The following is an 11797-nucleotide window of genomic DNA, read 5'->3' as shown; positions in this document are numbered from 1 at the left end:
GGCGGATATGTCACGGTCGAACCCGCCCGGACATGGAACGTGGCGAAATTGTCATGGGCTGGTCACAAAAATAGCCATTGTTGCGTTTTACGCAATTGGCGTTGCATTTTTCGCTTTGCGTGAAAGGGCGAATCGGATAATCAGAATGCAACGAAAAGAAGTTTGGGGATTTGTTGGATGCGTAAGACCGGTAAGCGGATTTGGTTGTACCTGGCGGGATATGCGGTTTCGGCCGCTGGCGTGCTCGCCATCCCGGCTCAGGCCGCCGATCTTGCTACGCCGGTGACCATGGCCGCCGCGGTGCAGGTGGAAAGCCCGTCGACTTCGATGGCTCTTTCTCCGGTTGCGGCGGCCATGGATCTGATGCGATCGGGGCGTTCGGCCGATGCGCTGGCTTTGCTCGAACCGGCAATGGGCAAGCTGCAAATGGCCGGCAAGGCCAGCGGGGCAAAGCCCTATTGCCAGCATGACGGTTTGGTCGCGCGCGGGGTAAAGGTGCTGGACGCGGATCTGTGCGATGCACTCTATTTGCGCGCTTTTGCTCTGACCGAATTGGGCCGCCGCACCGACGCGATCGAAGCGCTGGAGCAATTGACCCAGCTTTCGCCCGACTATCCGCGTTATTTTGTCGAACTGGCCTATGCCTATCGCGCCGGCGGGGACAAGGCTTTGGCCATGGAAACCTATCGCCATGCTGCTGAACTGGCATCGGCGCCGGGCCAGCAGAAATATCGCGCAGCGGCTTTGCGCGGCATCGGCTATCTGCTGGTGGACAAGGGTGATCTCGAAGGTGGGGAGAAAGCTTATCGGGACAGCCTGAGCGACGATCCGCAAAACAAGATCGCGCTGGGCGAACTGCAATATATTGCCCGCAAGCGCGGTGCGATGGAACAGAAGGGCGGCTAAGACCCTAATGACCCTCTTTCAGGGGGGAAGCTGAAGGGCGCCTGTTAACGCAGGCGCCCTTTTTATTTGATCTCAGCCCGCGCAAAACGCGCCAAAAAGAAGAGGCCCGGTTTCCCGAGCCTCTCTTTTCGTCGTCAAATGATCGAGGAGCGATTACGCTTCCTTGGCCATTTCGGCTTCGAGGTTCTGCACGATGGCTTCGAAGAACGCTTCGGTCGTCAGCCAGCCCTGTTCGGGGCCGATCAGCAGCGCGAGGTCCTTGGTCATCTTGCCGCTTTCTACGGTTTCGATGCAGACGCGTTCCAGCGTCTGGGCAAACTTCACCACTTCGGGGGTGTTGTCGAAACGGCCGCGATAGATCAGGCCGCGCGTCCACGCGAAGATCGAGGCGATCGGGTTCGTCGAGGTCGCCTTGCCCTGCTGGTGCTGGCGATAGTGACGGGTCACGGTGCCGTGGGCGGCTTCGGCTTCGACGGTCTTGCCGTCGGGCGACATCAGAACCGAGGTCATCAGACCCAGCGAGCCAAAGCCCTGAGCCACGGTGTCCGACTGAACGTCGCCGTCATAGTTCTTGCACGCCCAAACGAACTTGCCCGACCACTTGAGGGCCGAGGCCACCATGTCGTCGATCAGACGGTGTTCGTAGTGGATGCCGGCTTCCTTGAACTTTTCGGCGAAACCTTCGGTGGCGAAGACTTCGGCGAACAGGTCCTTGAAGCGACCGTCATACTTCTTGATAATGGTGTTCTTGGTCGACAGATACACCGGCCAGCCAAGCGACAGGCCATAGTTGAACGATGCGCGGGCAAAGTCGCGGATCGAATCATCCAGATTGTACATCGACATGGCGACGCCTGCCGACGGGAACTTGAACACTTCGCGGTCGATCACCTGACCATCGTCGCCTTCAAACACCAGGCGCAGCTTGCCAGGGCCGGGGACGAGGAAGTCGGTGGCGCGATACTGGTCACCAAAGGCGTGACGGCCAACCACGATGGGGTCGGTCCAGCCCGGCACCAGACGGGGCACGTTGCTGATCACGATGGGTTCGCGGAACACAACGCCGCCCAGGATGTTGCGGATCGTGCCGTTGGGCGACTTCCACATTTCCTTGAGGTTGAATTCTTCCACGCGGGCTTCGTCCGGGGTGATCGTGGCGCACTTTACGCCGACGCCATATTCGCGGATCGCGTTGGCCGAATCGACCGTCACCTGGTCGTTGGTCGCGTCGCGATTTTCCACCGACAGGTCGTAATACTTCAGGTCGATGTCGAGATAGGGCAGGATCAGTCGTTCACGGATCCACTGCCAAATGATCTTGGTCATTTCATCGCCGTCGATTTCGACGACGGGGTTGGCTACCTTGATTTTTGCCATGTGCTTTATCTTCCCTGGGGTGGATTGGCTTGCCTTCCCCCGTAGCATAGGATTTCCGCCGCGCAAGGGCGGGTTTTCGCAATGTGGGTTGCATAAGACGGAATGTTTTTGATATTGCGAAGTCATATCAAAAATCTGGCGCAACTACGGCATTCAGCCGCCTTTCCGGCTCTGGGCAAGGCTATTTTAACGCCGATGCCCTAGATTATCATGACCGGAACGCCTGCCTGAAGTGATCAGGCCCCATGCGGTTGGAGCCATCCATGTCTGCCCTTGAAGTTGATGTCATTTTGCGCACGCATAATCGGGCGGACATGTTGCCCGATGCGGTGGCGTCTTTCTTTGCCGCCGATATGCGCGGGGTGAATGCTCGCCTGCTGGTGGTCGATAATGCGTCGAGTGATGGGACGGCGGCATTGTTGCAATCTTTGTGCCAAACCTATGGCGAAACTTTGGTGCCGCTCTATGAAGCGCGCCCCGGTCCTCAACATGCGTTGAACGCTGCGCTGGTTCATGTCAGCTCGGAGATCGTCGCTTGTTTCGATGATGATGAACGCATCGTACCGGGCTGGTTTCAGGCGATTCGGCGCGAATTTGCCGATCCCGAAACGGACTATATCGCCGGCCCGGTCCTTTTTCCCGCGGGCAGCAGTCTGCCGGAATGGTTGCCGTCGGGGTTCAATGGCGCCCTTGGTTTTATTGACCATGGGGCGGAGCGGCGACAGTTCGCCCCCGGCTTTCACGGCATGTTGACGCAGGGGAATTGCGCGCTGCGGGCCAGGATTTTCGACGAATTCGGTCCCTATCCTGAAGTCTTCAACACGGCGGAGGATCGCTGGCTCAACCAATGGTTGACCGATCAGGGCAAGCGCGGGTTCTATTGCCCTGATTTTGGCGTGACCCACCTGTTGCAACCAGCGCGCGTCAGCCGGGAATATTTCCGCCAATGGGCGCTGCGTGAAGGGCGCGATCTGGCCACCTGCGACACGTTGTTGTCCCGCCCAAACATGCTGGCCCAGAGGTGGTATTGGCGAAAGATTGCCGGTTGCGCGGCGCGCCGTCTGGTGGGGGCCGGATCGGCGGCCGAATTGTTCCGCGACGAATTGGAACTGCGCGTGGCAGCCAGTTACGCCGCCACTCTGCTCAAACCTCGCGCGGCTTAGGCCGCCGAGCGGCGCCCCAGCTTTTCCATTCCAATAGAATACATCCGCAATCCGATGTTGCGGATTTCAATCGTGGCCGGGTGGCGAACCAGAAACAGGCAGGCCAGCCAGCAGGGAATTCCCGCCAGCGAAAGCGCAATCAGCAAGCCCCAGCCAATGTCTGCCGCGCCCATGCCCAGCCAGTTTTGCGCAATAATCAAGGGAATGCCCGCGCCATAGGCCGCCACCGCGCTGCGCCAATAGATGTGGAGCAGGCTGCGAAAACGAAAGTGCATCAGGCGGCCCAGAAATACGCCATAGATACCCACCCAGATTAGACCATAGACGATGCGACTGGCCGCGGCGGCCTCGACGCCGATGAAGCAGGCGATGGTAAGGCAGGCCAGAATGATGGCGGTGTCGATCCAGTTCACCCAGATCAATGTGCGGATGCGACCTAACAGGATCGGCACATCCATTTGCAGCGGGATCGCCACGAATAAGGTTTCCGAAATCGCGGTCCATTTCAGCAGCGGCACCACGCCCGCCCATTTCGGCCCATAGAGCAAATGCACCAGGGGCCCTGCGGCCAATCCCAGTCCCACCATCGCGGCCCAATTGACCGCCGTATTGCAGGCCGTCAGGTGCAGATAGGACGGCGCCAGCGGATCGCCCGCATCCCGTTTGCGCGCAAAGGCGGCATAGAACACCGATGTCAGCCCGCTGGTGACCAAGGTGGATAATTGCGCCGACAGAGCGGTGGCGCGGCTGAACAGGCCCGTCGCGGTTACACCCAGCAGGCGTGCTACGATCAGGTCTTGCGTGCGCATGCCGATCGCGCCACTGGCGCTGATGAAAAAGGAATTGGCGCTGAAAGAGAGGAGTGGTCGCGCAGTGGCCCACTCACGCGGAATTCGCGGCCAGACCGTCCGAAAACGCATCACCAGTCCCGTCCGCAGGATCGCCGCCAGCAGCAGCCCCCAGGCCAGCGCCGAAGGACCGATCCCGCGCGAGGCCAGATAGATGCTGAGCAGGCCGCCCGACAGAGCGCTGGAAATATTGGCGATAAACAGCGCGCGAAAATTCATCTCTCGCGTCAGCAGACCGACCGGGATTAGCGCGAAGGGGCTGATAAAGCTGGCCCCGGCAATGATGAGCGTTAGCGGCACCAGCGTCGGGTTGCCGTAGAAATAGCCAATGACCGGCGCCAAAGCCCCCAGAACCACCGCGACGCCGCAGGCAATCGAAACCGCGATCCCGGCATAGTCACGCACATGGGCCGGGTCCATCGCCTGTTGTCCGGAAACGAACCGCGTGATCCCGGCATCCTGAAACATCGAGACCAGCATCGAGGAGGCCAGCGCCACCGAATAGACGCCAAATTCCGCCGGGCTGAGATAGAGCCGCGAGATGATGACGCTGACGCCGAACTGGATCACAAAGGCCAGATATTGCGTCGCCATGGACCATGCGATGGAGGCTCGAATCGACATGGGTCAGCAATCGACCGAATGATGGGAATGGGCAGCGATCATAGTGCCGATGATTTATACCGGCAGAGGTAAAGATTTATCCTGAGAGCAGGGGGCGATGCAGCGACCTGATTACCAGAATCAAAAAACCCGCCAGCTTTGCAGCTTGGCGGGTTTTTGAATGGTGGGCGTAGGAAGGATTGAACTTCCGACCCCTGCGATGTCAACACAGTGCTCTACCACTGAGCTATACGCCCACACTTTTCAAACCATCCCGGTTGGCGTTGTTGGCGTCCGCCGGGTGTGACGCGGCCTCTAACGGTGGTCCGCGATTATGGCAAGAGGCTAATGCGAAAAAATGTAATATTTTTCTCTAAGGCCCTGTTTACACGCTGATTTGCGAGGGTTGGCCGAATACGCGCTGCACCTCGGCCACCAGATCGCGCAGGTGGAAGGGCTTGGAAAGCACCTTGGCCTGGGGCGCTTCACGGCTTGCCTTGAGCGTGACGGCGGCAAAGCCGGTGATGAAGATCACCTTGGTATCGGGGCTGACCTCGGCGCAACGTTGGGCCAATTCGATGCCGTCCATTTCGGGCATGACGATGTCCGACAGCAGCAAGTCGAAATGTTCGCGCTCCAGATAGGGCAGGGCCGCCGTGCCGCGATCCACCGCCACCACGTCATAACCAGCATTTTCCAAGGCGCGGGCCAGATAGGTGCGCATGGCGGCTTCGTCTTCGGCAAGCAGGATTCGGATCATGGCGTTATCTCTCTTTTCGTTGCCCTGCTTATAACGCGCCATGCGGGCGATTTCTTGCGCCATTTTCGGCATGACCTGATTTGAAACACCCTTGGGGCAGGGTCCTAACTTTGACACGCGCGGGCGAAGGTTTCACTGTGGGCGGATGGATGGAAAACGGCCCTATATTTGCGATTCGCACACGGTGATGCACCGTGATGGCGGTGTTATTCCGGGGCTGGATGAAGCGTCCTATTCGGTGATAGCGCCTGTGGTTTCGCGCATTCCGGTGGTGATTGCGGTGCCCCATGGTGGGCGGCGCTATCCTCCCGATATTCTGGCGCGGATGCGTCATCCCGAAATGGCGTCGCTGCGGCTTGAAGATCGTATGGTCGACAGGTTGGGCGAAGCGATTGCGCGTGAGACTGGGGCGGCCTTGCTGCTGGCCCATGCGCCCCGCGCGATGCTGGATCTCAACCGGGCCGATGATGATGTCGATTGGGATATGCTGGGCATGGCGGCGCAAAGCGCACCGCCGCCCAATGGCCGCGCGCGCAGCGGGTTGGGACTGGTGCCGCGACGATTGCCGGGCTTGGGGGATATATGGCGTGGCCGCCTGTCATCGGCGGAGGTGGCCGAACGAATCGAAGGCATCCACGCGCCCTATCACACCGAATTGGCGAACATTTTGTCGCAAGAGCGCGAGCGTTGGGGCGCGGTGTTGTTGATCGACCTGCATTCCATGCCGCCTTTGCCGCGAATCAATGGGCAGAACGCCGCCTCCATCGTGGTGGGCGATCGTTTCGGGGCCAGTTGCAATGGTGCCTTGGTGGCGCAGTGCTTTTCGCATTTCTCGACTTGCGCGGTGCTGGCGGCGCATAACCGGCCCTATGCGGGGGGATTCGCGCTGGACCATCATGGGGCGCCCCGCCACGGGTTTCATGCGATGCAGTTAGAGATCGACCGGGCAACCTATCTTGACCCAAACCTTGTCGAATTGGGTGACGGATTTGATGCGATGGCTCGCTTACTTACATCGCTGATTCTTTCGCTGGGCGCGCAAGTGGCGGCGATGGGGGGACGCACATTGCCCATGTCGGACGCCGCAGAGTGAGGCGATACCGCCGTTAAAAGCCTGAAGATAATAAAAAACCACCCCGCGCAATGCGCGAGGTGGCCAAGGTTCAGGGAGGAAGTGCAACCGAAGTTGCACTAGACCGGCCGGGCCATGAGGGAAGCGCCAACCGGATAAGTGTGTATTACGCTGACATTTTCCTGCTGGCAAGGGTGGAAGTGACAAAATACATCACTTTGGTGGAAAAATACGGCGAGTTGAATTTTATCCTTTTTGGTTCGTGAAATTTGACTTGCGCAAACAAAACCCCGCCGGGCGCAATGCCGGGCGGGGTTTGTATCGATCACGACCTGAATTCAGGCCATGTCGGCGTGGATCAGGCGACCGGAGCCACCTGCGGAACCACCACCGGGCCAAGACCCAGCTGAACCTGACGGGCGAAGATTTCGCGCAGCAGGTCGAGGCTGAACAGGTGGGCGAACAGCAGCGGCAGCAGGCCCGACTGGTTCCAGCCGCGCAGAACGTCACCGCGCACTTCGCGCAGCTTAGCCTGATCGACCATCTGGAAACCGCGGTAAACGAAGGGCTGGTCATTGCCTTCCTGCTGGATGGCGACTTCGCCTTCCATCAACAGGTTGTGCTTCTTCAGCTCTTCAACGAAAGCGGCCGAACGCATGCCGGCTTCTTCGAAGTTTTCGCAGAATTGCAGCATGTTCTTGGTGGCTTCGCTGGCGGTTTCGCCGTCGAACAGCGGCGCGCCATCGACTTCTTCGCCCAGCAGGTTGGTGGTGGGGTCAAAGCACAGCGATAGTTCCTGTGCGTCGGGCGTCAGGCGGGCCAGCATGAAGGGATAGCGACGGACATAGGCCGGCACATAAACTTCCGAGGTCAGCTTGCCTTCGGCATCGACGAAAACGTTCACGCCTTCGTTCAGACCCATCAGCGCCAGCGGAACGGGCTGATCGCCGCTCGAAAACACGATGGGGAAATGGCGTGCGGCCTGCGGGAATTCTTCCACGGTCAGCGGAACAGCGTGCTGGCCAATCAACCAGGTCGCCTTGTCGGTGCTCTGGCTCTTGTAATTGGCGTGGTCCCGGCTGTTGAGCGGAACGAGGTCGTTGTAGAACAGCGGCAGGTTGGCGTTCTGCGGCGCGCTGGCCATGGGGTCTCTCCGAAAACTGGGGCGCGAAGGCCCCTAGGCTAAAAAATCAGGTTGCAGGCCATAAGCCCCGGTTTTGCCCAGCGCAAGGGCCGAGCGGGGCCATCTGTGCGCTGTTTCACGCAGAGGGCAATAGCTTTCCGGGGTTAAGTATGCCTTTGGGGTCCAAAGCCGCCTTGACCGCGCGCATCAGGCCCAAGGATGTCGGATCGCCCAGACGTTGCAATTCGGCCACTTTCATCTGACCGATGCCATGTTCGGCGCTTAATGATCCGCCCCATTGCGTGACCAGATCGTGGACGAAGCGGCTGATCGCCTTGCCGTCGCCGGCCTCCCATGCGGCGCGTTCGCTGCCCTGTGGAGAGATCACGTGGAAATGCACATTGCCATCGCCCAGATGTCCGAAGGCCACCGCATGGGTGCCAGGCCATGCCGCTTCGACCTTTGCAATGGCATCGGTGATAAAGTCGGGCATTTTTTCCACCGGAACGGAGATATCATGCTGTTTGGCCGGACCTTTGCTGCGCTCGGCCATCGGCACGGTTTCGCGCAGGCCCCAAAAGGCCTCGGCCTGCGATTCGCTGTTGGCGATGGCTGCGTCCTGCAACAGGCCCGCCTCGAACGCATCGGCCAACATCGCTTCCACCCGGTCGCCCAAAGTTGGCGCCGCCGCCGCATCGGCCACCACTTCGATCAGGGCGTACCATGCATGTGCGCCTTCCAGCGGCGAACGCATGTCGGGGGCATAATCGAACACCGCCAACAAGCTGGGGTGAGGGATGACCTCAAAGCCTTCCAGCGCCTCGCCCACTGCCTTTTCGGCGTGGAGTAGAAGCGCGCGGGCGGCCTGAATGCTCTCCACCCCGGCCCAAATCACGCGGCGATCGGCAAGGGCGGGCTCCAGTTTTAATGTGGCGGCCGTGACGATGCCCAGCGTTCCTTCGCTGCCGATAAAGAGCTGTTTGAGGTCAAACCCGCGATTGTCCTTTTTCAAAGGCGTCAGCGCGGAATAGATCGACCCATCGGCCAGAACCGCCTCCAGCCCCAAAACCTGTGAACGCATATTGCCGTGCCGCAACACTTGCGTTCCGCCTGCATTGGTCGAGATCAACCCGCCCACCGTCGCCGAACCCTTGCCCCCCAGAGTCAGGGGGAAGCGCAGGCCGACGGCCTCGGCGGCTTCATGCAGATTTTGCAGAACCACGCCTGCGCCGCATGTGACGCGGCGATTTTCAAGATCGATTGGACCAATCGTGTTCATCCGGCGCAAGGATACCAGCAGGGATGTCCCGCTGGCGTCCGGCGTTGCCCCGCCGCTCATCCCCGAATTGCCGCCCTGCGGCACCAGCGCCACGCCATGTTCATGGGCCAGAGCCATCAACTGTGCCAATTGCGCGCTGTCCGCGGGCGAGACCAGGCCCATCGCGGCCCCCGTATAGCGCCCCCGCCAATCGGTCAGCCATGGCGCAAGAAGGTCAGGATCACAGGTCAATCCACGCGGGCCAAGAAGCTGGGCGGCGGCGGCGAGAAAAGTGTCGGTTTGGGTCATGGCGCGCCCTATGCCACAGCCGCGGATCAGCATCCAGCCATCGCCTTTGCCATCATGGTTTGGGTGCAGGGTTAAGCGGCTGTTCAAACAAATGTGATTATGCCAAACAACCGACAAACAAGCATGAGGGTTACATGTTCGCCCGCCGACAGGACGGGTGGAACCAAGCAAATATATGGTGAAGCATCCCTTTCCCATTCCATGGTTGCACAAGATCGGCGCTGGCTCTGGCCTGCGCCGGGGTGGTGGGCGTTGGGCGTTGGGGGGAATCGCTGCCTCGCTTGGGCTTTTGTGCTGGATGAATGGTGGCGCGCCGGCTGTGGCGGCCCCCCTGGTCGAAACGGGTGAGAAAGTATGGCATGCCATGCAAATGCATGGTGTCGTGCTGGACGATGACTATCAACAGGTCCGCATTCAACAGCAATTCTCGATCCGCATTTCGCCCGGCCCGCCGGTGCCGCCGCCGGTTTTTGTGATGGAGAATGATCGGGATGATCGCCCGGTCAAACTCGAAGAACGCAATATGGGCAAATGCCTGCCTGCGTCGGCGATTGTCAGTGTGCAAAGTGCGCCTAAAAACCGGTTGCTGTTCTTTTTGCGCGATTCGCGGGTGGTGACGGCTGGGCTGGACAAATCGTGCCATGCGCATGATTTCTATTCCGGTTTTTACGTCGAACGGAATGCCGACGGACAGATCTGCATCGAACGGGACAAGATCCATTCTCGTTCCGGCGCCAATTGCGTGATTCACGATTTGCACGCCCTGGTCGAAGTTCCGGCGCGTCGTTAAGGCGTTATACGGCGATTTTCTTGACTTTCGCCCAGAATTGGCGCTAATCCGCCGATACCCGCGCCGCCTTGTCCGCCAAGGCGGCGGTTTTGCACATCCGGCCACGGGTAGGACGGATGCCCCTTATTGCGGAAACACCCAAAACCCATGAGTTTCGCCGATCTCGGCCTTTCCGATGAATTGCTGCAAAGCGTAATCGCTGCTGGCTATGACACGCCCACGCCAATTCAGGCGCAGGCCATCCCCTCCGTGCTGATGATGCGCGACCTTATCGGCATCGCCCAGACGGGTACGGGTAAAACCGCCAGTTTCGTGCTGCCGATGATCGACATTCTTGCGCATGGCCGCCGCCGCGCGCTGATGCCGCGTTCCCTTATTCTTGAACCCACGCGCGAATTGGCCGCGCAGGTGGCCGAGAATTTCGAGAAATATGGCAAGAACCATGATCTCAAGATGGCGCTGCTGATTGGTGGCGTCCAGATGGGCGATCAGGTCAAGGCGCTGTCGGACGGGGTGGACGTGTTGATCGCGACACCGGGCCGTTTGATGGACCTGTTTGAGCGGGGCAAGATCCTGCTGACGGGTTGCGACCTGTTGGTCATCGACGAAGCGGACCGGATGCTCGACATGGGCTTCATTCCCGATATCGAGACGATCTGTTCCAAGCTTCCGACCCAGCGTCAGACGTTGTTGTTCAGCGCGACCATGCCGCCGCCGATCAAGAAGCTGGCCGACAAGTTCCTGAGCAATCCGAAGTATATCGAGGTTGCGCGCCCCGCTTCGAACAATTCGAGCATCGCCCAGCACAAGGTCAAGTGTGGCCCCAAGCAGAAGCGCGAAGTTTTGCGCCATCTGTTACGCCACGACAATGTGTCGACCGCGATCATTTTCGCCAACAAGAAGACCACCGTGCGCGAACTGGCCAAGAGCCTGAAGCGTCACGGCTTTTCCGCCGGCGAAATTCACGGCGACATGGATCAGTCGAGCCGTATTGCCGAATTGGACCGGTTCAAGGATGGCTCGATCAACATTCTTTGCGCATCCGACGTCGCCGCGCGCGGGTTGGATGTAAAGGGCGTCAGCCACGTCTTCAACTTCGACACGCCGTGGCACCCGGATGATTACGTCCACCGCATTGGCCGAACAGGTCGCGGCGGCGCGACGGGCCGCGCCTTTACGATCTATTGCGATGCTGATCTCGAAGCGATCCAGAATGTCGAGAAACTGACCGGCGGGCCGATTCCGGAAATCAAGCTGGATATCGACCACAAGGTTGAAAAGGCCGAAGATAAGGCGGAGCGTACCTCGCATAAGGTCGAAAAGCCGCGTGAACGCCAAGCTGAACGCAAGGCCGAACGTGCGCCACGTGAGGAACGTGCACCGCGCGAAGAGCGTGCACCGCGTGAGGAACGTGCCACTCGCGAAGAACGCTTTGCCCGTGATGAACGCCCGCGTCGCGATTCTCGCCATGACCATCGCAGCGAAGACCGCAGCCGTGGTCGTTGGCGCGACAATGATCCGCCGTCAAAGCCGGGCGAATGGAACGGTCCTATCCCCGAATTTCTGGGTGTATCGGCCCTCGGATAGG

General features: G+C 59.8%; 11 protein-coding genes and 1 tRNA gene. 6 read left to right on the top strand and 6 right to left on the bottom strand.

The window, feature by feature from the left end; genetic code table 11:
* Positions 1-177 precede the first annotated feature (177 nt).
* Positions 178-906 (top strand): tetratricopeptide repeat protein, encoded by a 729-nt coding sequence (locus AC2S2E_RS14070; RefSeq protein WP_486522780.1) that lies wholly within the window; start codon positions 178-180, stop codon positions 904-906.
* 153 nt (positions 907-1059) lie between these two features.
* Here the strand turns inward: AC2S2E_RS14070 and AC2S2E_RS14065 are convergent, their stop codons facing one another.
* Complete coding sequence (locus AC2S2E_RS14065; protein ID WP_476103359.1) at positions 1060-2283, bottom strand: NADP-dependent isocitrate dehydrogenase; 1224 nt, start codon at positions 2281-2283, stop codon at positions 1060-1062.
* Between the two features lie 263 nt (positions 2284-2546).
* Between AC2S2E_RS14065 and AC2S2E_RS14060 the strand changes: the two genes are divergently transcribed.
* Positions 2547-3446, top strand: a complete 900-nt coding sequence (locus tag AC2S2E_RS14060; RefSeq protein ID WP_486522779.1) for a glycosyltransferase family 2 protein — start codon at positions 2547-2549, stop codon at positions 3444-3446.
* On the opposite strand, the gene AC2S2E_RS14055 is transcribed toward AC2S2E_RS14060, so the two are convergent.
* The 3 genes from AC2S2E_RS14055 to cpdR form a co-directional block, all read right to left on the bottom strand.
* Positions 3443-4918, bottom strand: a complete 1476-nt coding sequence (locus AC2S2E_RS14055) for an oligosaccharide flippase family protein (protein WP_486522778.1) — start codon at positions 4916-4918, stop codon at positions 3443-3445. The two genes, AC2S2E_RS14060 and AC2S2E_RS14055, sit on opposite strands and share 4 nt — an antisense overlap.
* Before the next feature lie 161 nt (positions 4919-5079).
* Positions 5080-5154 (bottom strand) — tRNA-Val (locus tag AC2S2E_RS14050).
* A 128-nt stretch (positions 5155-5282) separates the two neighbouring features.
* A complete protein-coding gene (cpdR, locus tag AC2S2E_RS14045) occupies positions 5283-5657 on the bottom strand; it encodes a cell cycle two-component system response regulator CpdR (RefSeq protein ID WP_168604570.1) in 375 nt (124 codons plus the stop codon).
* A 145-nt stretch (positions 5658-5802) separates the two neighbouring features.
* Here cpdR and AC2S2E_RS14040 point away from each other — a divergent pair, with 145 nt between their 5' ends.
* Both AC2S2E_RS14040 and AC2S2E_RS14035 read left to right on the top strand, forming a co-directional pair.
* Positions 5803-6750 (top strand): N-formylglutamate amidohydrolase, encoded by a 948-nt coding sequence (locus tag AC2S2E_RS14040; protein ID WP_486522777.1) that lies wholly within the window; start codon positions 5803-5805, stop codon positions 6748-6750.
* A 59-nt stretch (positions 6751-6809) separates the two neighbouring features.
* Positions 6810-6995, top strand: a complete 186-nt coding sequence (locus tag AC2S2E_RS14035) for a hypothetical protein (RefSeq protein WP_486522776.1) — start codon at positions 6810-6812, stop codon at positions 6993-6995.
* A 92-nt stretch (positions 6996-7087) separates the two neighbouring features.
* On the opposite strand, the gene AC2S2E_RS14030 is transcribed toward AC2S2E_RS14035, so the two are convergent.
* On the bottom strand, positions 7088-7873 hold the full coding sequence (locus tag AC2S2E_RS14030) for a SapC family protein (RefSeq protein WP_476103507.1): 786 nt from the start codon (positions 7871-7873) through the stop codon (positions 7088-7090).
* 115 nt (positions 7874-7988) lie between these two features.
* Positions 7989-9419 carry an FAD-binding oxidoreductase gene (locus tag AC2S2E_RS14025; protein ID WP_486522775.1) on the bottom strand — a complete coding sequence of 477 codons (1431 nt, stop codon included), beginning with the start codon at positions 9417-9419 and terminating at the stop codon, positions 7989-7991.
* Between the two features lie 175 nt (positions 9420-9594).
* Between AC2S2E_RS14025 and AC2S2E_RS14020 the strand changes: the two genes are divergently transcribed.
* A complete protein-coding gene (locus AC2S2E_RS14020) occupies positions 9595-10209 on the top strand; it encodes a hypothetical protein (RefSeq protein WP_486522774.1) in 615 nt (204 codons plus the stop codon).
* A gap of 147 nt (positions 10210-10356) precedes the next feature.
* Positions 10357-11796 (top strand): DEAD/DEAH box helicase, encoded by a 1440-nt coding sequence (locus AC2S2E_RS14015; protein ID WP_486522773.1) that lies wholly within the window; start codon positions 10357-10359, stop codon positions 11794-11796.
* The last annotated feature ends 1 nt before the right edge of the window (position 11797 follow it).

This window comes from Novosphingobium sp. 550D (assembly GCF_057401885.1).
The sequence above is the reverse complement of the archived record's forward strand: the minus strand, read 5'-3'. Positions and strand labels throughout refer to the sequence as shown.